Annotated in this window: 29 protein-coding genes; 2 read left to right on the top strand and 27 right to left on the bottom strand. The window is 39.7% G+C overall.

The window, feature by feature from the left end:
- Positions 1-104: 104 nt before the first annotated feature.
- The 22 genes from HMPREF1019_RS06105 to HMPREF1019_RS06210 all read right to left on the bottom strand — a co-directional run bounded on the left by HMPREF1019_RS06105 (position 105) and on the right by HMPREF1019_RS06210 (position 18642).
- On the bottom strand, positions 105-317 hold the full coding sequence (locus HMPREF1019_RS06105; RefSeq protein ID WP_009294846.1) for a DUF4006 family protein: 213 nt from the start codon (positions 315-317) through the stop codon (positions 105-107).
- The gene (locus tag HMPREF1019_RS06110) at positions 317-1180 is read right to left on the bottom strand and encodes a cbb3-type cytochrome c oxidase N-terminal domain-containing protein (RefSeq protein WP_009294847.1); all 864 of its coding nucleotides are present in this window, start codon (positions 1178-1180) and stop codon (positions 317-319) included. Before HMPREF1019_RS06110 ends, HMPREF1019_RS06105 begins: the two co-directional genes overlap by 1 nt.
- Positions 1168-1380 (bottom strand): cytochrome c oxidase, cbb3-type, CcoQ subunit, encoded by a 213-nt coding sequence (locus HMPREF1019_RS06115; protein WP_002939259.1) that lies wholly within the window; start codon positions 1378-1380, stop codon positions 1168-1170. The genes HMPREF1019_RS06110 and HMPREF1019_RS06115 overlap by 13 nt, the downstream gene beginning before the upstream one ends.
- 9 nt (positions 1381-1389) lie before the next feature.
- Entirely contained in the window at positions 1390-2055 is a 666-nt protein-coding gene (ccoO, locus tag HMPREF1019_RS06120; RefSeq protein WP_002939297.1) for a cytochrome-c oxidase, cbb3-type subunit II, read from the bottom strand.
- A complete protein-coding gene (gene ccoN, locus HMPREF1019_RS06125; RefSeq protein WP_009294848.1) occupies positions 2055-3545 on the bottom strand; it encodes a cytochrome-c oxidase, cbb3-type subunit I in 1491 nt (496 codons plus the stop codon). The genes ccoO and ccoN overlap by 1 nt, the downstream gene beginning before the upstream one ends.
- 92 nt (positions 3546-3637) lie before the next feature.
- Positions 3638-4321: a response regulator transcription factor gene (locus HMPREF1019_RS06130; RefSeq protein ID WP_009294849.1), complete on the bottom strand. Its 684-nt coding sequence runs from the start codon at positions 4319-4321 to the stop codon at positions 3638-3640.
- Positions 4314-5054 carry a sensor histidine kinase gene (locus tag HMPREF1019_RS06135; protein WP_009294850.1) on the bottom strand — a complete coding sequence of 247 codons (741 nt, stop codon included), beginning with the start codon at positions 5052-5054 and terminating at the stop codon, positions 4314-4316. The genes HMPREF1019_RS06130 and HMPREF1019_RS06135 overlap by 8 nt, the downstream gene beginning before the upstream one ends.
- Positions 5047-5691, bottom strand: coding sequence for a sulfite exporter TauE/SafE family protein (locus HMPREF1019_RS06140; RefSeq protein WP_034901622.1), 645 nt, complete (start codon positions 5689-5691; stop codon positions 5047-5049). The genes HMPREF1019_RS06135 and HMPREF1019_RS06140 overlap by 8 nt, the downstream gene beginning before the upstream one ends.
- A 22-nt stretch (positions 5692-5713) precedes the next feature.
- Positions 5714-6832: a glutamine-hydrolyzing carbamoyl-phosphate synthase small subunit gene (gene carA / locus HMPREF1019_RS06145; protein ID WP_009294852.1), complete on the bottom strand. Its 1119-nt coding sequence runs from the start codon at positions 6830-6832 to the stop codon at positions 5714-5716.
- Entirely contained in the window at positions 6832-7383 is a 552-nt protein-coding gene (locus HMPREF1019_RS06150) for a DUF507 family protein (protein WP_002939254.1), read from the bottom strand. Before HMPREF1019_RS06150 ends, carA begins: the two co-directional genes overlap by 1 nt.
- Before the next feature lie 49 nt (positions 7384-7432).
- Positions 7433-7873 (bottom strand): hypothetical protein, encoded by a 441-nt coding sequence (locus HMPREF1019_RS06155; protein WP_009294853.1) that lies wholly within the window; start codon positions 7871-7873, stop codon positions 7433-7435.
- A 248-nt stretch (positions 7874-8121) separates the two neighbouring features.
- Entirely contained in the window at positions 8122-8982 is an 861-nt protein-coding gene (locus HMPREF1019_RS06160; RefSeq protein ID WP_009294854.1) for a formate/nitrite transporter family protein, read from the bottom strand.
- A 184-nt stretch (positions 8983-9166) separates the two neighbouring features.
- Positions 9167-9613 (bottom strand): hydrogenase 3 maturation endopeptidase HyCI, encoded by a 447-nt coding sequence (locus HMPREF1019_RS06165; RefSeq protein WP_002939334.1) that lies wholly within the window; start codon positions 9611-9613, stop codon positions 9167-9169.
- Complete coding sequence (locus HMPREF1019_RS06170; protein WP_002939326.1) at positions 9613-9957, bottom strand: formate hydrogenlyase maturation HycH family protein; 345 nt, start codon at positions 9955-9957, stop codon at positions 9613-9615. Before HMPREF1019_RS06170 ends, HMPREF1019_RS06165 begins: the two co-directional genes overlap by 1 nt.
- Positions 9954-10778 carry an NADH-quinone oxidoreductase subunit B family protein gene (locus HMPREF1019_RS06175; protein ID WP_009294855.1) on the bottom strand — a complete coding sequence of 275 codons (825 nt, stop codon included), beginning with the start codon at positions 10776-10778 and terminating at the stop codon, positions 9954-9956. The genes HMPREF1019_RS06170 and HMPREF1019_RS06175 overlap by 4 nt, the downstream gene beginning before the upstream one ends.
- Positions 10775-11314 (bottom strand): formate hydrogenlyase complex iron-sulfur subunit, encoded by a 540-nt coding sequence (locus HMPREF1019_RS06180; protein ID WP_002939210.1) that lies wholly within the window; start codon positions 11312-11314, stop codon positions 10775-10777. The genes HMPREF1019_RS06175 and HMPREF1019_RS06180 overlap by 4 nt, the downstream gene beginning before the upstream one ends.
- On the bottom strand, positions 11311-13047 hold the full coding sequence (locus tag HMPREF1019_RS06185; RefSeq protein ID WP_009294856.1) for a hydrogenase large subunit: 1737 nt from the start codon (positions 13045-13047) through the stop codon (positions 11311-11313). The genes HMPREF1019_RS06180 and HMPREF1019_RS06185 overlap by 4 nt, the downstream gene beginning before the upstream one ends.
- Positions 13044-14525, bottom strand: a complete 1482-nt coding sequence (locus HMPREF1019_RS06190; protein ID WP_009294857.1) for a hydrogenase 4 subunit F — start codon at positions 14523-14525, stop codon at positions 13044-13046. The genes HMPREF1019_RS06185 and HMPREF1019_RS06190 overlap by 4 nt, the downstream gene beginning before the upstream one ends.
- 2 nt (positions 14526-14527) lie before the next feature.
- Positions 14528-15172: a hydrogenase 4 membrane subunit gene (gene hyfE, locus HMPREF1019_RS06195; RefSeq protein WP_002939315.1), complete on the bottom strand. Its 645-nt coding sequence runs from the start codon at positions 15170-15172 to the stop codon at positions 14528-14530.
- 1 nt (position 15173) lies between these two features.
- A complete protein-coding gene (locus HMPREF1019_RS06200) occupies positions 15174-16094 on the bottom strand; it encodes a respiratory chain complex I subunit 1 family protein (RefSeq protein WP_002939300.1) in 921 nt (306 codons plus the stop codon).
- Positions 16095-16103: 9 nt separating this feature from the next.
- On the bottom strand, positions 16104-18071 hold the full coding sequence (locus HMPREF1019_RS06205; protein WP_009294858.1) for a proton-conducting transporter transmembrane domain-containing protein: 1968 nt from the start codon (positions 18069-18071) through the stop codon (positions 16104-16106).
- Position 18072: 1 nt separating this feature from the next.
- Positions 18073-18642, bottom strand: a complete 570-nt coding sequence (locus HMPREF1019_RS06210) for a 4Fe-4S dicluster domain-containing protein (protein WP_009294859.1) — start codon at positions 18640-18642, stop codon at positions 18073-18075.
- Positions 18643-19059: 417 nt separating this feature from the next.
- Here HMPREF1019_RS06210 and HMPREF1019_RS06215 point away from each other — a divergent pair, with 417 nt between their 5' ends.
- Positions 19060-20145 (top strand): MBL fold metallo-hydrolase, encoded by a 1086-nt coding sequence (locus HMPREF1019_RS06215; RefSeq protein WP_009294860.1) that lies wholly within the window; start codon positions 19060-19062, stop codon positions 20143-20145.
- A gap of 44 nt (positions 20146-20189) precedes the next feature.
- Positions 20190-20477 (top strand): hypothetical protein, encoded by a 288-nt coding sequence (locus HMPREF1019_RS06220; RefSeq protein WP_009294861.1) that lies wholly within the window; start codon positions 20190-20192, stop codon positions 20475-20477.
- A gap of 25 nt (positions 20478-20502) precedes the next feature.
- Here HMPREF1019_RS06220 and HMPREF1019_RS10530 read toward each other — a convergent pair whose 3' ends face one another.
- The 5 genes from HMPREF1019_RS10530 to mnmG form a co-directional block, all read right to left on the bottom strand.
- Positions 20503-20628 (bottom strand): hypothetical protein, encoded by a 126-nt coding sequence (locus HMPREF1019_RS10530; RefSeq protein WP_262359239.1) that lies wholly within the window; start codon positions 20626-20628, stop codon positions 20503-20505.
- 317 nt (positions 20629-20945) lie between these two features.
- Positions 20946-21986 (bottom strand): c-type cytochrome, encoded by a 1041-nt coding sequence (locus HMPREF1019_RS06225; RefSeq protein ID WP_009294862.1) that lies wholly within the window; start codon positions 21984-21986, stop codon positions 20946-20948.
- A 2-nt stretch (positions 21987-21988) separates the two neighbouring features.
- Positions 21989-23233, bottom strand: coding sequence for a cytochrome b (locus HMPREF1019_RS06230; RefSeq protein ID WP_009294863.1), 1245 nt, complete (start codon positions 23231-23233; stop codon positions 21989-21991).
- Positions 23234-23243: 10 nt separating this feature from the next.
- Positions 23244-23747 carry a ubiquinol-cytochrome c reductase iron-sulfur subunit gene (gene petA, locus HMPREF1019_RS06235; RefSeq protein ID WP_009294864.1) on the bottom strand — a complete coding sequence of 168 codons (504 nt, stop codon included), beginning with the start codon at positions 23745-23747 and terminating at the stop codon, positions 23244-23246.
- 363 nt (positions 23748-24110) lie between these two features.
- A complete protein-coding gene (mnmG, locus tag HMPREF1019_RS06240) occupies positions 24111-25973 on the bottom strand; it encodes a tRNA uridine-5-carboxymethylaminomethyl(34) synthesis enzyme MnmG (RefSeq protein WP_009294865.1) in 1863 nt (620 codons plus the stop codon).
- Positions 25974-25985 lie beyond the last annotated feature (12 nt).

Raw genomic sequence — 25985 nt, forward strand, 5'->3', positions numbered from 1 at the left:
TTAGCCTACAAATAGGTGATTTGGCGTAAGTACTGACCAGGCACAAATGGCGCCTGCGACGACTATTAGCAGGATAATGGCTTTTTCTATTATGCCTAGCATCGCTACTCCTTTACAATGACGTGTTTAGCGTTATCTACGCTCTTCATCTCGATGCTAGCTGCATCTTTTAGTGAGTAAGGCTTGGTTGCGACCTCTTTTTGCAAGCCGATGCCAACGTATGTAAGCACCGCTAGGATAGAGAGCAAAAGCACCACCGCTATGAAAAAACCGCTAATGCCATTTAAGGCAAAGATGTTTCTATTTTTATTTTCCATTATTCGCCCTTTGATAGCGATATGACGTACTCGCCAACTGCGCTTTGCTGGATCTCATTTAGCCTGCCATCATTAAATTTAGGCATAGTGCCGATCGCTCCTTTTTTGCCACGATTTAGCACATCAGCCACAAAACTAGCCGAGCCATATTTGCTAAGATCAACCGACATGCCATCCATACCCTTGCCATCTTCGCCGTGGCACGACGCACATGCAGCATAAAGCTCTTTGCCAGTTGCTACTAAATTTTCATTTTTAGTGCTTTTTATAGCGCTTATCTCTTTAGCTACGTATGCTGCGATCGCCTTTGCACCATCAGCATCGGCTAAGCCTGCTGGCATCTCACCCATTGGATAATCAAGCCCTTTTGAGCCATTTAGTATGGTCTCAACTATGCCTTTTTCACTACCCCAAATTTGTAAATTTGCAGCCTTGCCACCTATGCCATCGCCTGTGATGCCGTGACATGCTGAGCACTGCACGAGATAGATGCTCTCGCCCATAGCGTGAAGCGTCTCTTTGCTTGGATTTGCATACTCTTTTTCAAATTTAGCGTTTGCTTCTTTAACCTCTTTATTATACTCGCCGATTTGTGAGTAAGAATTTAGTGGGTAGCCCAGCAAATAGTACCAGATCGCCCAAACTAGCGCTAGTAAAAAGACGACCGCCCAGCCAAGTGGGACAGGGTTTTTGTATTCTCCTATGCCGTCCCAGTTGTGCTCGCTAAGCTCAACGCTCTCATCTTTTTTAACCTTCATCTGCCCCACGTACCTGCCAGCTACAACGATGGTAAGAACGATGATTAGAGCCGCTCCTATAAGAGCTAGTAAATTTACATTATCTTCTAAATTTAGCCATTGCATACGCTCTCCTTTGTAGCCTTACGCTCTAAAATTTCGCCACCGATCTCATCGTTAAGCGCTAGTTTTGAGTACTTTTCATAGTTTCTTCTGCCAGTTTTTTCGCTCTTATAAAGATGAAAAAAATAAGCATACAAAGTGATCGCCAAAAATGCTGTCAAGAAAAAATAGCCATAAGCTTGAAACTCTCTAATGTTCTCCATCTCACGCTCCTACTTTAGGCTATTTAGATAAGCGATCAGTGCTACGATCTGGCGAATTTCACCTTTTTCAAATGCACTTTTTACCTGCTCATCTTTCATATTTTCAACGATAGCTGCAGCCTCGGCCTTGACGTTAGCATTTGTCTGCTCTAGCGTGCCAAGAGCTGGCATATCTTTTTCGTCATAAGGCGTGTTAAAAACCTTTTTAACCGTTAGTGCTTCAGCGTAAGCAGTCTCTATGTCAGCATTTTTCTTAAATAAAAATGGATATGCTGGCATGATCGAGCCTGGCACTACTGAGGCTGGATTTAGCATGTGATTTTCATGCCAGTCAGTCGTTCTATAGTTGCCCACACGCATAAGATCTGGACCTGTTCTTTTTGAGCCCCAAAGGTGCGGACGATCATAGGCAAATTCGCCACTTAGTGAATACATGCCGTATCTATCAGTCTCAGCTTTAAACGGACGGATCATTTGAGAGTGGCAAGTGTTGCAGCCGTTTTGCATATAGATGTTTTTGCCAGCTAGCTCTAAAACGGTGTAAGGCTTTGTGCCCTCAAGTGGTCTAGCTCTGTTTGCAAAGTCTGGTAAAATTTCAACTATGCCAGCGTAAGCGATGACTATAAAGACGCAAACTGCAAAAAAGAATGGATTTTTTTCTAGCCAAGCAAACATCACATCACCTCCGCACTAGCTTTTGCCCCGCCGCCCATTGGCGAAGCGCTTTTTGGCTCTGCTAAGATAGCTTTAGCAGAAGTTGATTTGTAGATGTTATAAGCAAACATCAAGAAGCCAACTAGATAAAGAAGTCCGCCAATAGCCCTTATATAGTAGTATGGGATAAGCACGACTACCGTATCTATAAACGAGTAGAGTAAATTTCCATAGCTATCAGTCGCTCTCCACATCATACCTTGCGTGATACCAGCGATCCACATAGACGCGAAGTATAAGACGATACCTGTTGTTTGTATCCAAAACTGAGCTTCCATTAGCGACTTTGAGTAAATTTCACGCTTAAACACGCGCGGCGTCATGTGATAAAGTGCCGCCATGATCATAAAGCCAACCCAGCCAAGAGCGCCGTCGTGAACGTGTCCTGGTACCCAGTCAGTAAAGTGTGCTAGGGCATTTACAGACTTGATAGAAAGTATCGGACCTTCAAGTGTTGAGAACATATAAAATGTAGAAGCTAGAACCATAAATTTAATGAGCGGACTCTCTCTAAGCTGCGCCCACTCGCCCTTCATCGTAAGAAGGATATTTATCGCCGAACCCCATGAAGGCAGGATCAAAACGATAGAAAAGACTGAGCCCATAGTCTGCATCCAATCAGGCGTAGCAGAGTAAATGAGGTGGTGTCCGCCAGCCCAAAGGTAGATGAACATCAAACCCCAAAATGAAAATAGCGATAGTTTATATGAAAATATCGGCTGACCGCTCTCTTTTGGCAAGAAATAATAAATTTGAGCGATGATCGCCACTGTAAAGACGAATGCAACCGCGTTGTGACCGTACCACCACTGAACCAAAGCGTCGTTTGAGCCAGCGTACATAGATACAGAGTGTAGCCATGAGCCATATCCACTAACAAGTCTTGTTGGAACTTCCATGTTGTTAAATAGATATAGCATCGCAACGCCAAGAAATGTAGCGATGTAGTACCAAACTGAGATGTAAAGTGTCTTTTCGCGGCGGATACCGATGAGGCCAAATATACTAACGCCCCAAAGCACCCAAACAACAACCACTGCGATATCTAGTGGCCACTCAAGCTCGGCGTACTCTTTTGCTGTGCTTTCGCCCATAAAAAGCGTAACAACAGCTAAAATCATAACAAGCATATATAGCCAAAAGTGAAGCTTGCCGATAAACATCAAAAATGGCGACTCGCTCATCGAGACCTTTAAAACACGCTGTCCGATGTAGTACCAAGTGGCAAAGATGCCTGAGAGCATGAAGCCAAAGATGATGCCATTAGTATGAAGAGGACGCAACCTCCCAAACGCCGAATATTCGCCGGCTATGTAGTTTAGTTCTGGACAGGCCATTTGAAAAGCTATAACTACGCCAACAACCATGCCTATGATACCAAAGAGTATCGTGGCAAACATAAATAGCTTTGCTACACTATAATCATAGTGTAGTAGCTGAGATGGTCGCATAAAATATCCTCCTAGTTAAATTTATATTAATGATTCGTTATTTTAAAGTATAAGGACTATAAAAAAACTTAATTAATATAAATTATCTTTTACTAAGAGATCTTTCGCTCTATTTTATAACCAAGCCCTGGAACATTTTTTATAAAACTACTGCCAACTTTATCTCTGACACGTTTAACAAAGGTTCTGATAGCAGCTTCTGTAACACTTTCACCAACCCAAACAACACTTTTAATCTCATCATGCAATACAAGAGTACCAAATCTTTTTATAAGCAATGACACAAATGCAAGCTCTTTTTTAGTAAGTGAAATTTCAACACCTTCTCTAATTAATACACGTTTAATCTTATTAAAACTATATCCATTTCCAATTTTGATAATATTTGTTGTTTCTATCTTATTTTTTGCAACATTTTCTATAGTTTCTAAAAAATCACCTGGCATGATTGGTTTGATAAGAAATTTATCAATACCAACATCAATAGCCTTCAATAAAGTTTCTTTTTCACAATGAGTACTCAAAATTATAATTGGAGTATCTTTAGAAATTTCTTTGATGCATTTCGCCATATCAAGACCATCAATAATTGGCATAAAAACATCGGTAATTACCATATTTGGATTATATTTTTTAAATTTTTTCAAACCTTCATCACCGTTTTGAGCTGTAATAACCTTCTCAAAATTATCAATTAATATATCATAAATAATCTTTTTGCTATCACTATTGTTTTCGACTAGTAAAACGGTTAGATTTTTTAAAATTCTACTCATTTACTTTCTCCTTATGTGGTAACTTTATTAAGAAACAGGCTCCATTATCGCTGTTGCCCGCTGTTATTTCTGCGTTAAATTGATCGATTATTTGCTTTGACATATAAAGTCCTAAGCCAGTGCCTTTGGCATCTTCTTTGGTGGTAAAATATGGCTTAAAGATCTCATCTATCACATTTTTATCTATGCCACCACCATTATCTTCTACGCTTAGGTAAGCAAATTTTTCATCGCTATCAATCTTTATTTTTATATTTTTATCTTCTATCTTTTGTAAATTTAGTGCGTCTTTTGCGTTATTTAGTAAATTTATGATGACTTGCATGAGCCTGTTTTTGTGACCATAAATTTTAGAGTCCCCTAACACCTCAAGCTCTATATGAATGCCCTCTTTTTTCATCACGCCTTTTACGATCTGTATCGATGCTCTAGCTGCGTCTGCTAGGCTAAATTCTTGCGAAAGTGTGTTTGGATTTAAAAACGAACTAAACTCATCAGTAGTTTCTGACATATACTTTATGATCTGCATAGCCCTCTCATAAGAGCCGATAAATTCGCCATCTTCGCTGCGTGCTAGCTTTTTCATCTTATATAAAACTAAGCTTAGCTCATTTAGCGGCTGCTTCCACTGGTGAGTTATATTTGCCATCATCTCGCCCATCATCGCAAGCTTAGCAATCCTCATGCCATCGCTACTTGATAAAAAATTTTCATCCAAATTTAAACTAGGCATTTGCTCTATATCCTAAAAATGATAGATAAAGTCCGTTTAAGATCATTATGCAAGCTGAGAGCTTAAACATGATCTCTTTAAATTTCTCTCTTAGTAAGCCAAACACAAAGCTAGCTAGCAGCATCACTGGTAAGGTGCAAAGCCCAAAGATAAGCATTATCAAGGATGCGTCAGCCACATTTGCGCTTAAAACTCCAAGCGCTAAGAAATAATAGACCACGCCACAAGGCAAAAGCCCATTTAAAAAGCCAAGCAGTAAAAAATTTGCCAAATTTCTCTTTTGCACGCTTGTTTTTGCCATTTTTACTATAAATTTAAGTGCTTTTTCGCTCTCTATAAATTTTAAAAGCTCACCTCTAAAAAGCAGTGCAATACCAATAAATGCGATCACTAAACCGACTATGAAAAATATCACGCCCCTTGCTTGCATACCAAAACTAATAGCTGCTCCAAAAGCGCCAAACAAAGCTCCCAAAGCCACATAAGCAAAAATTCTAGCTAGGTTATAAAGCGTGCTTAGCATTAAAATTTCACTCTTGCTTTTGCCTTTAAAAAATAGAGCTTGCAAGCTCAAAAAACCGCTACACATGCCGACACAATGACTAAAGCTGCTCAAAAGCGCAACTGAGATAATCATGTAAAGGCTTATGTTTTGCATATTATAAAATTTCTAAAAACTGCTTAAATATATATTTGCTCTCGTTAGGGCCGCTGCTTGCTTCTGGGTGATGTTGCACCGAGAAGATCGGATAGTCCTTGTATCTTACACCCTCGATCGTGTTGTCAAACAAATTTCTATGTGTCACAACCGCTACTTCAGCGATGCTCTCTGGCACGTTGTAGTTGTGATTTTGCGTTGTTATCTCGATCGCTTTTGTCTCTAAATTTAAGACTGGATGGTTTGCTCCATGCTGACCAAATTTAAGTTTATATGTCTCGTATCCAAAGGCATTTGAAAGCAGCTGATGTCCAAGACAGATGCCAAATATCGGGATCCTAGCCTCTATCATTTTTTTGATCTCAGCGATTTCAGCCTTTAAATTCTTTGGCTCGCCTGGACCATTTGATAAAAATACCCCGTTTATCTCGCCATTTTTAAATTTATCTATCAAAACTTCAGCCTTAGTATCGTGTGGTACGACGATGACCTCAAGGCCAGTTTCACATAGTTCGTTTAGGATATTTCTCTTTACACCAAAGTCAAAAACAGCTATCTTTTTGCCGATACTTTTTAGTGGCTTATATGACTTTAAATTTCTATCCCAAGCACCTTTTTTATGCTCGTACTCATCCATTGCGCTGACTGTTTTTACGTAGTTTATATTTTCTATGCGTCCGCTACTCTCAAGCCTGCGTTTTAGCTCATCTTTATCGCTTATCTGCGTTGAAATGTAAGCCATCAAAGCGCCCTCATCTCGTAGCATCTTTGTTAAATATCTAGTATCAACGTCATAAACGCCAAATTTGCCCTGCTCTTCGAAAAATTTGCCTAAAGATTTTTGCGAGCGATAATTTGAGGGAATTTCATTGTAGTTTCTCATTATGACGCCACTTGCGTGAATTCTAAGGCTCTCCATATCATCTTCGTTTATGCCAACGATGCCGATCTCTGGCATAGTAAAAACGATAAACTGACCAGCATAGCTTGGATCGCTCATGATCTCCTCATAGCCAGTCATAGAGGTATTAAAAACGAGCTCGCCTGCGCACTCGCCGTGAGCACCAAAGGCTTTTGCCTCTAAAAAAACGCCGTTTTCAATGTAAATATAAGCTTTCATTAAAGCATTCCTCTTTTTTTAAGCTCATCTTGATACAAACGCTCGAAAATCAGGTCGTATTCGTCAGTTCCAGGGATAAGTTTGCGTTTGTAGTTTTGCATCATCTCATAGACGCTATCTTCTATCTTCTCATAACTTTTTAGATACTCATCTATCGAGCTATAAATGACATTTTTCACGCGGTTTTCTGATACGTTATACTCGACCAAATCGCTCTTCCAGATAGCTTCAAGTATCTTGTGAGCGACATTGCTAAATCTATCTTCATGAGTTAAAATGACGTCAAATTCGCCAGCAAGTTTCTTTTTAACGAGCCAAAACATATTTTTGCGGTCGATTTGCATAGTCTGCATCTCGTCCTCGTTTTTCTCTAAAAGCTCATTTACTCGCTCATCCAGCGCTCTTTCTTTTTGAACATCAGTAGTTAAAATTTCACTTGCTTTTGCTACGATTGGCTCGATACCTTTGTTTAACTTTACAAAACCACAGTTTAAAAGATCTATTGCTATTTTATGTGATACATAAGGTACGTGTGGAAGTTTTATACGCATTTTAAACCTTTAAATTTTTATGCCATTGTAACTAAATAAAGGTAAAACTTTACTTTGAAATTTTAACGACTTTATCATTGTCACTTCTTAGAAAATAAATTTCTCTTCGTCCGTCATAAAGGACTTTGCCGCTTGTTTTTTGCTCGCTTTGTAAATTTGAAGATAGATCCATCTCAAGTGGCTTACTCATAAAATAAGCCTCGCCCAAGCTTCGTCCAAAATCAGGGTACCAACTGAGTGCGCAAAGCACGAGCAAGAGCAGATAAAAGGCTCTAAAAATTTTTCTAAATGGCGCGTAAAAGAAACAATATCCAAATATAAAAAACACAGGTAAAAGCCACAAAAAAGGCACATTATCCACAAAAATCACATTGAAATACTCATTTATGCCGTAGTGTGAAAAGTAGTTGTTGTAAATTCCAACAAATAGCGTAAAAATAGGAGCGAGAACAAATATAATGCCAGTAAAAAATGCATTAAAAATTTTCATAAGCTCTCCTTTTTTCGTGGGATTATATTAAATTTTAGCTTTATTATTGCTCTAAATTTATTAACTAAGATATTTTAAACTCCAAAATGTCACAAATTTTCAAAAACAAGAGAGTTAAAACGATAAATTTTAAATTAGTGTGACATTTTTAGATTAAAAATAAGAGATTTTTTTGAAACTTTTAAGGTAAAAAAGAGAAATTTAAAATTTAGCCTTTGCCATAAAAGCAAAGACTAAAAGGGAGTTTATTAAGCTTTTTTCTTCATATCAAATTTATTAGCCATGAAGCCAACAAGACCAACAAAGAAAAGACCACCGCAGATGTTACCAAGTGTAACTGGAAGCAAGTTTTTGCTTAAGAAATTTGTCCAGTTGATGACATCTAGTTTATCAGCTGTAGTGTGAAGTAAAGCTGCTGCAGCATTGATATCGCCACCGCTTGCTGCTATGTAGTGAGCTTTAGAGATGATAGCTTCAGTTATGATGAACATATTTGCAACGCAGTGTTCCATTGAGCAAGCAACAAATGCGCCGATCATCCACATAATGGCAAAGAATTTACCAGATAGGTTGCTCTCGCTTGTCGCAGTCCAGATAGACATACAAACAAAGACGTTACAAAAGATACCACGGATAAATAGCTCATGAAATGGTGCTGTGATCTTGCCAATAGCTGCTGGCACGAAGTGTTGCAAGATGTAGCCGTCGTATTTTAGTGGCAAACCAGAGTAGTAGTACATATAAGCGATCAATGCGCCACCAACGAAGTTAAATATCCAAACGATAGCCCAATAGCCTATGGTTTTGCCAAATGGTAATTTGCCATCATACGCACTAACACCACTTAAAATAGAGCTAGTAAATAGGTGACCGCCATAAAACACAACCATCATGAGGCCACAGCTAAATGTGATACCACCGATGAAGTTTGAAAGACCGATAGACTGTTTTTCAGCCATACCAACTGTTGAGTGAGCCCAGAAAATATCACCCATTGCAATAGCAGCTCCAGCCATGATAGCAAGGAAGATAATGCTTACAAGTGGAGTATGAGCTTTGTGCTCCATAGAACTTGACACCGCTTGAGCGGTTTCTGCCGGATTTAACATCACGTCTCCTTTTTATTTAACCTTCTTTGATTTATAAGAAATAAAAGCAAAGAAGCAGTGCCAAAGATAGACTTTTTAGCGTCAAAATTTAATGTTTAAAGCTTGTTTTTACACTAAATTTCAAATCCAAAACGATCAAATTTATCTTTAGCAAATCCCAGATTAAATTTAGCTCTTGCTAAATTTAACCAACTAAATTTTTATCAATCTCTACAATTCTTAAAAAGGCTTTTCTTGCACTTTTTTTAGCCTGCTCGCTTAGTCCCTCTTCAAAATCAAGGACATTTTCAAGCAAGACGCTAATGCCAAGAAAAAGCGTCTTTGGGCAAATTTTTCGCAAATAGCTTAAAAGCACTGGCGTTGGGAGGTTGTGAGTTGAGTAGATGTAGTCTCTATCGTCACTTAAGTCAAAAAACTCTATCTTATCCTCATCAAAGCCGCTCATCGCATCGACTACTATCAAGATATCAGGCGCAAAATCTCTAATAGCTGAAAATTCATTCTCAGGCACATCTTGCCCAAAAAAGACCTTCCACTCTTTTAGCTCCTGCTCTACGATGCGGCCTACTTCATTGCCCACATCATCATCGCCACGCATAGGATTACCGATGCAAAGGATGGCCTTTTTCATCAAAAGTCCTTCCTAAGCACGATATAACCCTCTTTTAAATTTGCCAAAATTTCTTTAAGCTTACACTCACAAAGCTGTGGCAAGAGTCTAGCGATATGCTCAGCAAAAATTTCAACTTCAAAATACTTGCTTAAATTTCCGATCTTAAATTTCACATATTCGCCTGAGTTTTTGATCATCTCGTCAAATTCCTCATCGCTTAGCTCTAAGATCTTCTCGCTAAAATCAATCGTACCAACACCATGTCCCACACAAGTGGAGAAAATTTTTATCTCCTTTAGCTCACGTGGAAGCTTCTCGTTGTCGTCCATATGCCTTTTTGTAAGCTTATAAACTTGAATCATCTTTTACTCCAAACCTCGCTATCAACATCGATCGCAAAATTTTTACCAGCTTTTGCGTATTTTAGATAGATGTCATTATGCAAAAGTGCCATACACTCAGCATATCTAGGGTCATCTTCTTTTTTGATAGCTGCTACAACCGCTTCACGTGCAAGCTCTGGGTTATGGATATCTCTTGAGGCTTTGATAGCGTCCATATATTTTTCAAATAGTGTTCTACCAAAGATATAGCTCATCAGCCTTTTACTTTCAGCTTGCAAGTCACGTTCAAATAAGATATCGCCCATTACTGACTTCTCAACTGGTGGAGGCGTAGTGCTGTCATTTTCATAGCTTTTTTTGTGCAATTTTTGATCGATGATGCCAAGAGCCATACCAAGACCATAGATAACACTTGCTGGGTGTGGAGGGCATCCTGGGATATAGACATCAACTGGGATTATCTTATCTATACCACCCCAAACGCTGTAAGCGTCGTGGAAAATTCCGCCTGTGCTACCACAAGCGCCAAAAGCAACTACGATCTTAGGATCTGGAGCTGCCTCATAAGCACGAAGAAGTGGGTAGTACATCTGTCTTGTGACTGGTCCTGAGCAAAGCAAGATATCAGCATGTCTTGGGTTTGCTACAAGCTTAAAGCCAAAGCGCTCTGGATCCCACATCGGAGTGATAGCAGCGAAAATTTCGATCTCGCAACCGTTGCAGCTTCCGCAGTCGATCCTATAAACGCTAAAGCTTCTTTTGATATTTTTTAAATGCTCTAGCTTTGCAGTTAGGTCATTTGCTGTTTTTATGTCCTCTGGGACTTGATATAGACTCATTTTATAGCCTCCTCAACGCCTTTTGTTAGCCTCTCAGCAGATTGGTTTTTCTTGCACTCTGGGCAGATAAAAAGGTACTCTTTTGCCTCTTCAAGTCTGCCTGGGAGTAAATTTGCTGTGCCAAGCTTTTCAAGAGTGAAATTTATAAGCCTTTTTGGTGTAAATGGCTTGCCACAGCATTTGCAAGTTTGCATCTCAAGCTCGCCTCTTTGTATAAGAGCGCTCTTGTCAAATTTAACCGCAAGCTCAAAGCTATCGCTAAGTCTTACAGCTCCAGTTGGGCAAACCTCATCGCAGCGACCGCAGAATATGCAGCGACCGCAGTCAAACTGCCAAACAAGTCTTGTTTGCTCATCGTTCATCTTAAGCTCTATTGCGTTGCTAGGACAAGCGATACCACAAGCTGCACAACCTATACAAAGATCGTATGTATAGTCTGGCTGACCGCGGAAATTCTCAGGCACAATATATGGCTCAAATGGATAGGCGTATGTCGCCTTTCCATATTTTTCTGTGATGTCAAATAACTTCATCATCTTAAATCCTTCTTACTAACCCCGCCATCTTGACAGAATTTTTTAAGGTCTTTTTCTGTTAAAATTTTACTTTTTTTAGTCCTTACATCAACCAAAGTAACACGCTCGGTGCATGAGTAGCAAGGGTCAAGTGAGCAAACGATAAGCGCAGCGTCACTTATGTTGTTTCCTCTAAATTGATACCTTAGGCTTGGCCAGTTGTTATATGTCGCAGCCCTACATCTCCAGCGATATACTTTTTGAGCGCTACCTTGCATGATCCAGTGAACGTTCTCACCACGTGGTGCTTCATCGTGACCAAGTGCGAAATTCTCAGGCTTAATCATAGTCACAGGATCGATCATGATCGGAGTTTGAGGCATCATCTCAAAGCATTGGCGGATGATGTGGATAGAGCTTTTTAGCTCTTTATATCTAACCATCTCACGAGCAAAAACGTCGCAACCATGCTCAACTGCTACTTCAAATTCTATCTGTTTGAAGAAGTCGTATGGGTGATCGTAGCGGTTATCGCGTTTAAAGCCAGAGCCTCTCATGTTTGGACCAACTGGGCTAAAGTCACGTGCTATTTGACGGTCTAAGATACCCACACCTTTCCAACGTCCGATTTGGCGTTTATCTTCCAAAACTGCATCCCAAATTTCTGAAATTTGAATGTCAAGTTTGTTGATGATCTCTAAGCCTTTTTTGATCTCATGGTTTGTCATATCACGTCTTAAACCGCCCATAACGACATTGCCGTATGTTTTACGTCCGCCAGTTACAAGTTGAGCTAGCTCCATAGAGTACTCACGAACCCTAAAGATATGCATAAATGCGTTGTAGTTACCAGTGACCTCACAAGCTAGACCGATATTTAAAAGGTGGCTGTGAAGACGCTCGATCTCAAGACAGATGACGCGTATAGCTTGAGCTCTTAGTGGGATTTCAAGCTTTATAGCTTTTTCTGCAGCCTCGATACACGCAATAGCGTGAGCATAACCACAAATTCCGCAAACGCGCTCTGCAAGATAGCCCATTTGATCATAGTTCATTCTGTTTTCAGCTAGCTTTTCCATACCGCGGTGTTGATAGAACAAGCGATAATCAGCGTCGATGATCTCGTCACCGTCACAGAAAAGTCTAAAGTGACCTGGCTCATCAGATGTAACGTGTAGTGGTCCAAGTGGCACATCAACTACTGCATCACCTGTTGGGAACAAAAACTCCGCATCAGGCTCATCTCTATGATCTACTGGATCAGGGCGGTAGCGGTAGTCCATAGCATCTTTTCTAAGTGGGTGAAGTCCGTCTGGCCAGTCATCACTTAAAACTAGACGTCTTTTATCAGGCAGACCCTCTGCTACTAGACCAAACATATCATAAGCTTCTCTTTCATACCAAACACAAGCTGGTACAAGTGGAGTAACTGATGGAAATGTCGGATCGCTTCCTGGGATAAGAGTTTTAACTGTGATAAAGCACTTATCCTCAGCTGCAAAGTCGTCCGCCTCAGTCATCTTGCTACCTTCCATTGAGATAGCATAGTAAAGTGCATAGCAGCCATTTATCTGGCGCTCGTCGTTTGGTATCATAGTGCTTATAAAGCCACCGATATCATAATAAAGTGTTTTAACAGCTAGTGGAAGATCGTTTCTATCCACCAAAACTGTGATCTGATCGTCTGCTTGACGAGTTACTTCTAAAATTTTTACCTTTGTTTTTAGGATTTCAACAAATTTATCGCCTCTCATTTTAAAGCTCCCATCATTATATTAACACCGTTATTTACTAGCGTATAAAAGCTATCTACGTGCCATACGCCAAAGATTATGATAAGGGCACAGAGTGCTATAAGAGGTAAATTTTCAAATAAACTCATCTCTTTATTATGAACAACCACACCTTTTGGCTCGCCAAAGCTTGCCATGTTAAAGTGCGCAAAGTCAGCTATGAAAATAACTGCAAGTGCAATAGCAAATAGCGCAACTGCGATGTATTGACCACTTGTGATAGCTCCAACAAAGACGTTATATTCGCTAACAAATATAGCAAATGCTGGAACACCAACTAGTGAGCATACAGCTGCACCAAACATAATAGTTGTAATAGGTGCGATCTTAACCATGCCGCCCATCTTACTCATATCTTTGTGGCCGTAAATTCTTGCTATGTTACCTGTTGAGCAGAAAGCCAAAGCTTTTGTGAAGCTGTGAGCTAAGCAGTGGAATATCGCTGCAAATAGACCAAATTTACCGCCAACACCAAGTGCAAATGCGATAACACCCATGTGAACGATTGAGTGGTATGCAAACATTCTTTTTACGTTGTGTTGTCTTATTAGGAAAAATCCTGCTACAAAAAGTGTGATAGTTCCTGAAACGATCATTACGCCTTCAACAAAGCTAAATCCAACTGCTTGAGCTGCGATAGCGTAGTATCTTAAAAGCGCAAGCATCGCACATTTTAAAAGTACGCCTGATAGCAATGCTGAGATAGGTGCTGGACCTTCAGCGTGAACGTCTGGCAACCAAGTGTGAGTTGGAGCTAGACCAGCTTTTGTACCAAAACCAATTAGCGCAAACACAAAGATAAGTTTTGCTGCATCTGGGTTTAAATTTTTAGCGTTAGCCATTATGCTTGAAAACTGCATAGAAGCCTCGCCGTCTCCTAATGTGCTATATGTAGCTGAGTATAGAAGAACGGTTGCATAAAGAGCAAATGCTAGACCGATTGAGCAAAGAACGATGTATTTATAACCACTCTCTGTTGATTTTTGATCTTTGTGTATAGCAACCAAAAACACAGAAGCTAGTGTTGTAGCCTCGATAGCTGCCCACATAAACGCAACGTTGTTGCAAATAACACTTAAAGTCATTGTAAAGATAAATACATGGCTTAGTTCGTAGTATTTTTTAAGATCACTTAAGTGGATGTGTCCATCTTCAAGTTCCCATCTCATATAGTGGATAGAGTAGAAATTTACTATAAATCCAGTTACAGCGATAAGCACCAAGAAAACACAGCCTAAGCTATCTAAGAATAAAAATTTATCAAAACTATAAAAAGTTCCGCCACTTAAAACTTTAAGAACATTGTTAAGTAAAGCCACTGATGTCGCAGCAGAAAACAAGACATGAAGTCCGCTAAGTACTGCATAGTTTTTAGGACTTAAAAACAAGATCAAAGCACCAAGGAGCGGTAAGATAAGTATTAAAGCTAAACTATCCATCTCTAACCCCTTAAATTTGAAGCTTTAGAAGTATCTAAGCTATCATAAGCTTTATAAAATCTAATCGCTAGAACGCTCATGATAATAACAGCAAATATCGCATCTGTTAAAATTCCAAGCTCAACTAGCTCATGTGAGTTGTAAGCCATTAGAGCAAGGCTTAGGTGGATACCGTTTTCAAACAAGCAGTAAGCTAGAATTTGTTTTACAAATGAGTTTCTTAGCATAAAGCCAAAAATTCCCATCATAAATACTGTTCCAGCAGCGATCAACATGATCTCTTCTTTGATAAGAGAGAATTTTAAAAATATAGGGTGGATACTCATTGAAAGAGCTAGAGAAAATCCCATAGCAATAACAGGACTTACAAAAAATCCACCAACTGGCTCATCTTCGCTAACTACGCCAAGTTTTTTGATAAGCCAGAACAAAATTCCTGGCACGAAAAGAACTTTGGTAAAAAACGCAACGATCGCCCAAGTTTTTAGCTGCTCAGCGTTAAATTTCTCAGATAGCAAGAAAAATATACTAACTAAAAGTAGTGTCTCTATCGCATAAGCGATGATTGAGAGTTTCAAGCTTCTAAGACCAAAAACCGCAAGCGAAGTTACGATCATGCAAATGGCTAATATATCTAGTGTTTGCATCTCACGCTCCTACTACATAAAGTGTTAGTGCAACAAACGAAATAGCAAGTGCACCAAGAGCATTTTTGCGTAAAGATGAAGTCATTTTAAAGCGTGGTCCAAAGTTGTCTATAAATACAGCTGCGACGTAAAATACTCCAGTTTTTATCACAAAAACGATAATAGCTAAGAAAGGATTGCTAAAATTCCATGGCTCAAATATGCTTAGGAAAAGTCCGATCATAGCAAACTGTTTTAATATAAGTGATGCTTGAACTAAGCCAAGGTCGCTACCAGCGTACTCACCAAGAACACCCTCTTGAAGCTCTTGTTCTGCTTCAGCTAAGTCAAATGGCTTTCTACCAGTCTCAACATACATACACCACAAAAATGCGATAGAAGCAACGGCAAAACTTGGAATTTGATATCCGATAACGCCAGTTCTTACCATCTCTTGGATCTCAACTAAATTTGATGTTTTAGCTGCAAGCATAACTACGATTAAACACATAATCATAACTGGCTCAACATAAACACCAAGCATTTGCTCCCTGCCGCCACCTGTCGCTGCAAATGGGTTGCCGCTATCCATTGAAGCTGCACCAAATACAAATCTAAGTAGCGCACCAAGATAGAGGATAACAAATATATCTGAGTAAGCTCCAAATACAGTATCTTTGCTATAAGTGATAGGTATAGCAGCTAGCACTGCAGCTGAAGTTGCAAAAAGGAAAAATGGAGCCCATCTAAATACCCAGTGAGAGCACTCAGGGACGGTTCTTCCTCTTCTAAAAAGCTTTATAATGTCGCGATATGTTTGAAAGAAATCGCTACCTTGTTTTGATTGAAGTTTAGCTCTAAGTTTTCTTGCCATACCATCAAACAAAGGAGCTACCAAAACGATAACGACTACTTGAAATATCATTAAAAGTATAGTTTGCATTTTCGTCTCCTAAACTAAAAAGTAGCCCACAGCAAGTATGACACAAAGATATAGCAAGATATAAAGTGCATATACATTTGTATAACCACTTTGAACGATACCTAGCTTATCAGCAAATTTCACACACCATTTAATGACTGGCTCATAAAACATTCCCCACCAAATATCTTTTGGATGGTTGTGATACTCAACCGCGTCAAAATAATTTCTAGTAACTACTTTTTTATCAGCTCTAAATAGCCATTGCATAATTTTTCTAAGGTCGCCAGTGAATGGACCACCTGTCATTTGCATACGTGAGCTATATTTAAAGCCACAAGCCCAAGGATCAGTTTCGCGTGGTTTATCTCTGTTTGCTTTCATAACAGCAAGGATGATAAATGGCAAAATCATAGTCGCACATAGGACTAAAGCGATAAGTGGAGTTGAGATCATGCTACCCATAGGTGAAGTTACATTTATAGCACCAAGGCTAGCTTTATAGTCGCTTATAGCGATAGAATTTACAGCTTGCATGATGTAATCAACTATGTAGTTTGCGCCAAGACCAAAGCCAACGCAGCCTATCATTAGGATGATCATACCAAGAACCATGCCTATCGGACTCTCTTTAGCATTTTCCCAAATTTTTTGATCTCTTGGAGTACCTGCAAAGATAACAGCGTAAAGTTTAAGGTGCATACCAACCAAAACGCCTGTTAGCGCAAGAGCTACGACGCCAAGTGTAAATGCATATCTAACCAATGTTCCTTCTCCCATCGCACCTTGAAGCATACCTTGATATGTAAACCACTCTGAAACAAAGCCATTTACTGGAGGTAAAGCTGCGATACCCATGATACCTATAAACATACCAAGGCTTGTCCATGGCATCTTTTTAGCAAGACCACCAAGGATGTCCATATTTTGTGTATGAGTAGCGTGGATAACTGAACCAGCGCAAAGGAAAAGCAGACCTTTAAATATAGCGTGATTGACTACGTGGTAGCAACCTGCTAGAAAACCTACTGCTGCAAGTGTTAAATTTCCAGCTGCAACGCCGTAGATACCTGTTCCAAGACCTAGCAAGATGATGCCTATGTTCTCAACTGAGTGGTAAGCAAGCAAAGCTTTGAAGTCGTGTTGGCAAAGAGCGTATAAAACACCAAATAGTGAGCTAGCTGCACCAAGAGCGAGTATTGTAAGACCAAAATATGTGCTAAGTGGTAGATAAAGTGTAAATTTAACTAGTGTAAATAGAGCAACTTTAATCATAACGCCTGACATAAGGGCTGAAACGTTTGATGGTGCTGCTGGGTGAGCTTGTGGAAGCCAAACGTGAAATGGCCACATACCAGCTTTACTACCAAAGCCGACCAAGAATAGTATAAATACAGCAGCAGAAGCGCCAAATGGCATCTTAACACCCATAAATGCGCTAAATTCAAAGCTTCCTGCATAGTAAGCTGTGATAAGCAATCCACAGGTTATACAAAATGCACCGATTTGTGCGATACCAAGATATACCATAACCGCTTTAAGTGTATTTTTACCGTCATTGACGATGATAAGAAATGATGATACAAGAGTCATAAGCTCCCATAAAACAACAAAGCAAAATACATTATCAGCGCTGATTACTAGAAGCATTGAAAGGATGAATGTGTTAAACAAACATGCAAACACACCAACATTTGCTTTTTTTATGTACTCTTCTGCATAGCTCATACCATAAACACTACTTGCAAATCCGATGAAAACAACGACAAAGCTGAAGAAATTTCCAAGTGGATTTAGCGCAAATTTTGGCGAATACAAAAAGCCATCCATAAGAGCAAAGCTATCACTTACTCCCATATTTGCAACGAAGTGACACATCGCATAAAAGCAGCTTATAGCACTTAGTCCAAAACCAACTTTAACAGCGGCTTTTGGAGCGCAGTAGAGCAAGATACTAACGACGGCACTTACAAGAAATAGCATATAAACCGTAGTCATCTTATGCTCCTTGTCCGTTTAAAATTTTAGTAGCAAATTTATTCGCTGCATCGTAGTCTATCCTCTTGCCAAGCTTATGTTTGCCCTCTTCTGGATCTACCATTATAAGAGCGCTTGTTGGGCATACATCAACGCAAGCTGGTCCATTTTCACGGCCAAAGCACATATCACATTTTACTGCGATGTTTTTTGCGCCTGATTGTGACTCTACTTCAAGATAGTATTTTGGCTCGACAGCGTAATTTACTGAAGGCATAAGCTCTGCACTTGAGCTTATCGCACCATAAGGGCAAGCGATCGTGCACATCTTGCAACCTATACAAATTTCCTCGTGAAGCTCGATGCAATTATCGTTAAATCGCAACGCTCCAGTTGGGCATACATTTGCGCAAGGGCCATCGTCGCATTGTCTGCACTGAGTCGGCATAACACCGCTAGCTTCTCTTAAGACGCTTAGCCTTGCACGTGATAGTTTGCCGCGTTCATAAGCACTTTTAAAACATGCAGCCATACAGGTCGCACATCCTATGCAGCGTTTAGAATCGGCAATCACAAATTTATGTTTTTTCATAAATTCCTCCTAAAAAACAAGGCAAGACCGCCCTGCTCACTAATAGAGTGATTGTTAATCACATGAATAGAGATAGTTAAATTTTTATTTAACATCTCAAACGCTCCTTCCTGAAATTTTTGAAACAATTCTATAACTTCTGGCGATTAAATTCCGTCAGCTATCTGACAAATTTTGTATTTTTGAAATTAAATTTTTATTTTATATTAGTTTAAGATATGCTATTAAACAGCGTTATTATCGTGTGATTAATCAAAAAAGATTAATATTTCATAACGGATAATTAGTAAAAAGAGTAAAGTTATCTTAATTAAGTTTAAATTTAAAAATTAGTTTTTTAAGCTTGGGTTAATTAAATGAAACTGAAATTTAAAAATCTAAAATATAATCCAACCTTTAAATTTAAAAGGGTCATTGATGGAAATTTTTATAGTCATAGTTTCATTTATCACTTTAGTTTTTGCTTTTATGAAATTTGCCCCTGTTTTTGGCGGCAGACCAGATGCCAAGAGCCAAAAGCTAATAGAGGCTTCACCAAATTTTAATGGCAAAGTTTTTATAAATTTAGAGCCAACAATCGATCTAGTAAAGAAAAATCCACAAGCATCTATGCTAAATTTCACTATCCAAGCACTCTTTCCACCAAAAGGCAAGCTACCAAAGCGCCCTTTGCCAAATTTAAAATTTTACGCAAACGCCCTCAAAAATGGCGAGTTTATCTGGCTTGGGCACGTTAGCCTAATCTGCAAGCTTGATGATAAGATCATCGTCACAGACCCAGTTTTGCACCGAGCATTCCCTCTGCCAGTTGGCGGCAAGCCCTTTGCCTACGAGCACGCCATCACCGCTAGCGACTACCCAGAGGTGATCGACATCGCCCTCATCTCGCACGATCACTACGACCATCTCGACTATAAAACGATACTTGAGCTAAAGGATAGGATAGCTAAATTTCTAGTACCGCTTGGCGTCAAAGCTCACCTCGTAAAATGGGGCGTGGATGAAGGCAAAATTTACGAGTTTGACTGGCTTGGTGATCTAAAAATAGGAAATTTAAACTTCACTTTTTGCCCCTCAAGGCACTTTAGCGGGCGCACATTTAAAAGAAACACCACGCTTTGGGGCGGCTGGGCGGTCAAAGAGGCTGGCTTTAGCTTTTATTTTAGCGGTGATGGCGGATATGGTAAGCATTTTAAGATGATAAATGAGAAATTTGGCGGATTTGATCTAGTTTTTATAGAAAATGGCGCTTACAGCGATGGCTGGCCCTACGTGCATATGAAGCCAGAAGAGTCAGCGCAAGCGCTAAAAGATCTTGATGTAAGGCTTGGCGTGCCGGTGCATTGGGGTAAATTTGATCTTTCTTATCACGCTTGGGATGAGCCGATCAAGCGTTTTGAAAAAGCAGCGACAAAACTTGAGCTAAACTACGCAACGCCAATGATCGCAGAGGTTTTCACCGTGCAAAATCCACCTAGAAAAAAATGGTGGGATGAAATTTAGGAATAAAATTTGCTCTAAATTTTAAAATCCAAAAGGAAGTGCAGATGAAAATTTCTGAAAATTTATCAAATTTAAAAAATGCCATCGACAAGGCAGCAAAAAACGACCTTGATGCGAGCGCGACTGGGAGCTTTTTGCAAAATTTAGAAAAAGCGAACAAAGAGACAGAAAAGATCTACAAAAAGCTTGAAAAAGAGCTAAAGAGTGATGCGCAGATGTTTAAGCAGTTTGACTTCATGCAGATGATGACAAAGCTTCAATACGGCAACTTAAAATCAAGCGAGCGAGAAGAGCTGATAAACAAAATGAGCAAAATCGCCAAAGAAATTTAGCTGTTTAGTGTGATTTTACAGCGAGCTAAATTTGGCTGTTTTGCGTAAATTTATGTGGTTTTTTACTGAGTAAATTTGCTATAAAATGTAAATTTACTCGCTTGGCGGTTGTTAATATTCTTGCGTTTGCTACATCTTTTGTTAAGCACATTTTTCCTTGCACACTGCGCGTGTATGACACTATCAATACACAAAATTCCAGCAAATTTTAAATTTATGAGCGAGCATATCACGCTTCTAAATTTAGTGGCGAATAGTTATGAGCCCTAAATTTAGTAAGTTGCTAAGGCGAGCGAGTAAAGTTTTAAAATTTGCTGGAATTGCTTTGTTAAATTAGATAGCTGTCAAGCAAATTTTAAAATTTCATGAGCGAGTAATTTCGGCTCTAAAATTTGAGCTAAGCTGTAAGCGAATTTATATATGTAAATTTACTAGAAAGAATTTAAGAGCCAAAAAGGCTCTTAAATTTTAGTGGAGTTCGCTCCAGACTTTGCGTTTCCAAAGCCAAGCAAAAATTCCTAAGATGAAGAAGTAGATCATGACATAAACTCCTGTGCTCTCGCGCTCAGCCTTTTTACTGTCGCCTACTTTTTCTATGTAAGATACTATGTCATCTTCAGCAGCTTTATTTAAGCCAACTCTAGGCATCGCGGTGCCTGGAAGCATCTTTTGAGTATCGTTTATAAATTTATGCAAGTAGTCAGCACCTTTTGAGCGGATCATCATAGATAGATCAGGTGGGTTTGAGCCCATATATGCTGCAAGGCTTGCTTTGTTGCTAAGAGTATATTTTTTATCATACTTCATATCGTGGCATCTTTGACATGCATCAGCAAATACCTTTTCTTCAGTGATCTTGCTCTTTGCATCCGCATCAGCTGATACTTTTTTAAGATAAGCAACTATGTCAGCGATCTCAGCGTTTATATCGCCGCCAGCACCCATAAATGCAGTCATCGGATAAGGATGCTCGTCATTAAATTTATGAGATAGTTTTACAGCCATAGTTGGATTTTTGATAAGTGCAGCCAAAAATCTCTCGTCATAAATTTTACCAGCTGTGCTAAGATCTGGTGGCACTACGCCAAAGCTTTGGCTAGCTGTCTCAGCGTCCATACTAGCTGGCATACCAGCTACTTCGATGCCGTGACATCCTGCACATCCAGCCGCACCAAATGTCTCAGCACCTTTTGCAGCGTCACCTTTTGCAAGGTCGATCGAGTTTATATCAGCCCAAAAAGCTGTATAGTCATCAAGAATTTTTTGTGCTGTCTCAACGTCTTTTGTAGCCGCTTCTATGCTAGCTTTATTTCCACTAGCTTTTGCAGCCTCAAGCGCCTCTTTTTTCTGCTCTAAAAAGTGCTTTGCATAGTCAGTATCTTCTTTTGAGAAGTTGTACTCGGCATTTGCAGTGTGCGGATGAAGCTTTGTGTGAGCGTAAGGCTCGATACCCCAGTATAAAATACCTGAAAGGATAACAACGATGGCAAAAATTTTAAGCTCTTTCATGATTAGCCCCTTTTTCTTTCAAGTATTGTGATAACTGGAAGTGCGATTATAAATAGCACTAAAAATAGCAGAGAAGCGTAAAATCCTATCCAGTCGTTGATGCCACCTGTTGGGAGCTTGCCATATATAGATAATACGATAAGATCAGCAACTAGCACCCAAAACCATACGAAAAATAGTGGTCTTTTGTGAGCTGGAGCTACAAGGTCGCTTCTATCAAAAAGTGGTATAAGCATAAATGCCACGCCCGCGAATGCAAATGCGATAAGTCCGATGTTATAAGCTGAAATTCCAGCTATATCAAAGAAGAAGCCACGTAAAATTTCATATTGCCACAAGAAGTACCACTCTGGATAGATGTGTGGTGGAGTTTTTAGCGGATTTGCTGGCTCAAAGTTGATAGGATCCATCGCAAAGTTGAAGTGGTAGCAAACAAGATATATGACAAAGATCATGAAAAATGATACATACATAAAGTCTTTTGCCAAAAATCCTGGCCAAAATGGTATAACTTTAGCTTTTGCTCTGTCACCATGCAAGTACTCTTGCGCCTCTACGTCAAAGTCGATATCTTCGCTTGTTAGGTTATTTACGTGAGGAACTCTTAATGAGTAGAAGTGGATAACCAAAACAACGATAGTTACAAGTGGTAGCAAGCAGACGTGAAGCATGAAAAATCTAGTAAGCGTTGAGTCGCCAACTGCGTAGTCACCCCTGATCCACTCAACCAAAGCATCACCAATAACTGGCACACCACCAAAGAGCTGAGTGATAACAGTAGCCGCCCAGTAGCTCATCTGACCCCATGGGAGCATGTAGCCGCTAAATGCCTCTGCTGAAAAGCAGATAAATAGCACCATACCGCTTATCCAGATGACCTCTCTGCCTCTTTTATATGAGCCATAGTAAAGTCCAGTAAGCAAGTGGATATACATGATAAGAAATATCGTAGAAGCTGAAACTGCGTGGATATGACGCCAAAGCCAGCCATACTCGACCTCTTGCATAATAGTGTAATTTACGCTGTCAAAGGCTAAATTTACATCTGGTTTGTAATACATCATAAGCAAATAGCCAGTGATGATCAAAAGTAAGAAAAGTGTCGTTAGGATAACGCCCATCGCCCAAAGGAAATTTATATTTTTTGGGATCCAGTATTCGCTAACTAGAACCTTCATAAGCTTTGTAAAAGCTAGGCGTTGGTCAAGCCAGTCAATAACGCCAGTTGATTTATGAGATAAAGACATCACTAACCTCCTAAGCTTTAGCTACTAATTTTTCGTATTCTGGGCTTGTTTCGCCTAGAACTAGCTTGGTACCATCGATCTTAAATGGTGGGATATCAAGCGGTCTTGGTGGAGGTCCGTATGTTTGTATGCCATCAGCGTTAAATTCGCCGCCATGACAGGCACAGACAAACATTTGTTTGCTCGCTTTATACTCAGGGATGCATCCTAGGTGCGTGCAAAGTCCGATAAGAACTACATATCTTGCATCTCCAACGACTACATCTCTCTTGTCGTTTTTAGCCATATCTGGGCTTTTTTTGAGGATGAAAATAGGCTTTTTACGCCACTCAACCTGTCTCATCTCGCCATCTTTGATCGGGCTTAGATCGACAGTTGTAAAACCAGCAGCTTTTACGCTAGGGAGCGGATCCCAGGTCTTTTTCATGGCAACTAGTGACATCGCGCCACCAACAGCTGCCACGGCACCAAACGCAAGGCCGATAAAGCTTCGTCTTTCTTGCTTTACTGACATTAATTTCCTTTCTATAAATAAAATTTAAACGATTATACTCCCAAAAAATTAAAAAACTATAATCTCACAATATAGTTTGTAAAAATAAAGTGAATTTAAGCTTTTTTTACACCAAAATTTGAGACAAATTTATCTAAAAATACCTGTATATCATGACTTTAAGCTTTTTATAAAAGAGAAATTTGACTTAATACCCAAACGTTAATATAAAAAATTTTTCTATTTTAGCTCCCGTAAAATAGAAAAATTTAATAATAAAATTTATTAATCTTAAAAAATTATAAATAGCAACTATTAAAAACGAGTGACTTTGTTTTAAATTTTAAATGTTAGTTAAATTTTAAAACCATAAAAGGCTTAAATTTAAGCCTTTTTCTCGCTCATCTTTATGTAGATATGTAAAATGTCAATCGCTGCTGGCGTGATACCTGAAATTTCACTCGCCGCAAAGAGCGTTGGCGGGGCAAATTTCTCAAGCTTTTCCACCACTTCATTACTAAGACCGCTTATGCTTCTAAAGTCGAAATTTTCAGGGATTTTCACATCCATCATATCTTTCATTTTTTCTATCTGATTTTTTTGCTCACTGATGTAGTGCTGATACTTGCACTCGGTTAAAATTTGATCCATGCTCGCATCGTCTAAATTTACAAATCTCTCATTAAGCTTTCTTAGTTTCTCAGCCGTGAAGCTCTTTCTAGCGACTATCTTTTGAAGGCTCACATTTTGGCTGATCGGCTCTTCATCAAGGCTTGCTAAAAGCTCCAAATTTGCCTTGCTTGGCGTGATCTGAGTCTGGTTTAAAAACTCCAGCCCCTCTTTTAAATTTCTTCTTATATTTTCGATCTCGTTAAAAGTCTCATCATCAAGCAGCCCAAGCTCATGGCCATATCCGCCAAGCCTTAAAATGGCATTTTCCTCACGCAAAAGCAAGCGGTACTCCGCCCTACTCGTAAACATCCTATATGGCTCTTTTGTCCCTTTTGTGACAAGATCATCGATCAAAACACCGATATAAGCCTCATCACGGCGCAAGATAAGTGGCTCTTTGTTATCAAGTGAAAGCGCTGCATTTATGCCAGCCATTAGCCCCTGAGCGCCTGCCTCCTCGTATCCAGTCGTGCCATTTATCTGCCCAGCCAAGTATAGCCCTTTTACCTTTTTGGTCTCTAAGCTATGTTTTAGCTGTGTTGGCTCGACGTAGTCGTACTCTATGGCATATCCATGCCTTACGATTTTTGCATTTTCAAAGCCTTTTACAGAGCGGAGCATCTGCACTTGCACCTCATAAGGCAGGCTCGTTGAAAAGCCGTTTATGTAGTACTCTGTCGCTTCAAGGGTCTGAGGCTCGATGAAAAGGTGGTGTCTATCGCGGTCGCCAAAGCGGTTTATCTTATCCTCGATACTAGGGCAATATCTTGGTCCGATACCCTCGATCTGACCTGTAAAAAGTGGCGCTTTGTCGAAATTTGAGCGGATTATCTCATGGGTGATTTCGTTTGTATAGGCAATGTAGCATGGTAGCTGCGTTGGGGAGAAATTTTTAGTTCTAAAGCTAAATGCAACTGGCTTTGCGTCACCATCTTGCTTCTCTAAAATTTCAAAATTTATCGTTTTTGCGTCGATCCTTGGGCATGTTCCAGTCTTTAGCCTGCCTAAATTTAGCCCAAGCTCTCTTAGGCTAGAGCTTAGATCCTTTGCGCTTAGCTCGCCCACGCGGCCAGCTTCAAGTTTGTTAAATCCAACGTGGATTAGCCCGTTTAAAAATGTGCCAGTTGTAATTATCACTTTTTTTGCGTTATAGATGTTATTTAGGTGTGTTCTAACACCTGTTACCTCGCCATTTTCGCTTAAAATTTCAGTGGCGATCTCTTGAGAAATTTCTAAATTTGGAGTGTTTAAAAGCAAATTTCTCATATAAACGCGGTATCTATCCATGTCGATCTGAGCACGGCTACCACGTACTGCTGGGCCTTTGCTCTCATTTAGCACGCGAAACTGGATACCAACAGCATCAGTTGTAAGTCCCATTTGACCGCCAAGCGCGTCGATCTCTTTTACAAGGTGTCCTTTTGCAAGGCCTCCGATGGCTGGGTTGCAGCTTGCAGCGCCTATTTGCTCGGCCAAGATAGTGATCAGTAAAGTTTGTTTGCCCATTCTAGCAGCCGCAAGACTTGCCTCAATGCCAGCATGTCCGCCGCCAACGACGATGATTTCATAGTCCATGATAAATTTTTC

Source organism: Campylobacter sp. 10_1_50 (assembly GCF_000238755.1).
In the GTDB taxonomy this organism is placed as follows: domain Bacteria; phylum Campylobacterota; class Campylobacteria; order Campylobacterales; family Campylobacteraceae; genus Campylobacter_A; species Campylobacter_A concisus_R.

Bases quoted from the DNA above. Each gene is read 5' to 3' on its own strand.
- HMPREF1019_RS06170 (WP_002939326.1), bottom strand. From the start codon at position 9,957: ATGATTCAAGTTTATAAGCTTACAAAAAGGCATATGGACGACAACGAG.
- HMPREF1019_RS06105 (WP_009294846.1), bottom strand. From the start codon at position 317: ATGGAAAATAAAAATAGAAACATCTTTGCCTTAAATGGCATTAGCGGT.
- HMPREF1019_RS06155 (WP_009294853.1), bottom strand. From the start codon at position 7,873: ATGAAAATTTTTAATGCATTTTTTACTGGCATTATATTTGTTCTCGCT.
- HMPREF1019_RS06115 (WP_002939259.1), bottom strand. From the start codon at position 1,380: ATGGAGAACATTAGAGAGTTTCAAGCTTATGGCTATTTTTTCTTGACA.
- HMPREF1019_RS06160 (WP_009294854.1), bottom strand. From the start codon at position 8,982: ATGTTAAATCCGGCAGAAACCGCTCAAGCGGTGTCAAGTTCTATGGAG.
- HMPREF1019_RS06200 (WP_002939300.1), bottom strand. From the start codon at position 16,094: ATGCAAACTATACTTTTAATGATATTTCAAGTAGTCGTTATCGTTTTG.
- ccoN (WP_009294848.1), bottom strand. From the start codon at position 3,545: ATGCGACCATCTCAGCTACTACACTATGATTATAGTGTAGCAAAGCTA.
- mnmG (WP_009294865.1), bottom strand. From the start codon at position 25,973: ATGGACTATGAAATCATCGTCGTTGGCGGCGGACATGCTGGCATTGAG.
- HMPREF1019_RS06210 (WP_009294859.1), bottom strand. From the start codon at position 18,642: ATGAAAAAACATAAATTTGTGATTGCCGATTCTAAACGCTGCATAGGA.
- HMPREF1019_RS06135 (WP_009294850.1), bottom strand. From the start codon at position 5,054: ATGCCTAGTTTAAATTTGGATGAAAATTTTTTATCAAGTAGCGATGGC.
- ccoO (WP_002939297.1), bottom strand. From the start codon at position 2,055: ATGTTTGCTTGGCTAGAAAAAAATCCATTCTTTTTTGCAGTTTGCGTC.
- HMPREF1019_RS06180 (WP_002939210.1), bottom strand. From the start codon at position 11,314: ATGATGAAGTTATTTGACATCACAGAAAAATATGGAAAGGCGACATAC.
- HMPREF1019_RS06140 (WP_034901622.1), bottom strand. From the start codon at position 5,691: ATGATTATCTCAGTTGCGCTTTTGAGCAGCTTTAGTCATTGTGTCGGC.
- HMPREF1019_RS06215 (WP_009294860.1), top strand. From the start codon at position 19,060: ATGGAAATTTTTATAGTCATAGTTTCATTTATCACTTTAGTTTTTGCT.
- hyfE (WP_002939315.1), bottom strand. From the start codon at position 15,172: ATGCAAACACTAGATATATTAGCCATTTGCATGATCGTAACTTCGCTT.
- petA (WP_009294864.1), bottom strand. From the start codon at position 23,747: ATGTCAGTAAAGCAAGAAAGACGAAGCTTTATCGGCCTTGCGTTTGGT.
- HMPREF1019_RS06150 (WP_002939254.1), bottom strand. From the start codon at position 7,383: ATGCGTATAAAACTTCCACACGTACCTTATGTATCACATAAAATAGCA.
- HMPREF1019_RS06230 (WP_009294863.1), bottom strand. From the start codon at position 23,233: ATGTCTTTATCTCATAAATCAACTGGCGTTATTGACTGGCTTGACCAA.
- HMPREF1019_RS06190 (WP_009294857.1), bottom strand. From the start codon at position 14,525: ATGGATAGTTTAGCTTTAATACTTATCTTACCGCTCCTTGGTGCTTTG.
- HMPREF1019_RS06130 (WP_009294849.1), bottom strand. From the start codon at position 4,321: ATGAGTAGAATTTTAAAAAATCTAACCGTTTTACTAGTCGAAAACAAT.
- HMPREF1019_RS06165 (WP_002939334.1), bottom strand. From the start codon at position 9,613: ATGAAAAAGGCCATCCTTTGCATCGGTAATCCTATGCGTGGCGATGAT.
- HMPREF1019_RS06205 (WP_009294858.1), bottom strand. From the start codon at position 18,071: ATGACTACGGTTTATATGCTATTTCTTGTAAGTGCCGTCGTTAGTATC.
- HMPREF1019_RS06110 (WP_009294847.1), bottom strand. From the start codon at position 1,180: ATGCAATGGCTAAATTTAGAAGATAATGTAAATTTACTAGCTCTTATA.
- HMPREF1019_RS06185 (WP_009294856.1), bottom strand. From the start codon at position 13,047: ATGAGAGGCGATAAATTTGTTGAAATCCTAAAAACAAAGGTAAAAATT.
- HMPREF1019_RS06175 (WP_009294855.1), bottom strand. From the start codon at position 10,778: ATGAGTCTATATCAAGTCCCAGAGGACATAAAAACAGCAAATGACCTA.
- HMPREF1019_RS10530 (WP_262359239.1), bottom strand. From the start codon at position 20,628: ATGTGCTTAACAAAAGATGTAGCAAACGCAAGAATATTAACAACCGCC.
- carA (WP_009294852.1), bottom strand. From the start codon at position 6,832: ATGAAAGCTTATATTTACATTGAAAACGGCGTTTTTTTAGAGGCAAAA.
- HMPREF1019_RS06225 (WP_009294862.1), bottom strand. From the start codon at position 21,986: ATGAAAGAGCTTAAAATTTTTGCCATCGTTGTTATCCTTTCAGGTATT.
- HMPREF1019_RS06220 (WP_009294861.1), top strand. From the start codon at position 20,190: ATGAAAATTTCTGAAAATTTATCAAATTTAAAAAATGCCATCGACAAG.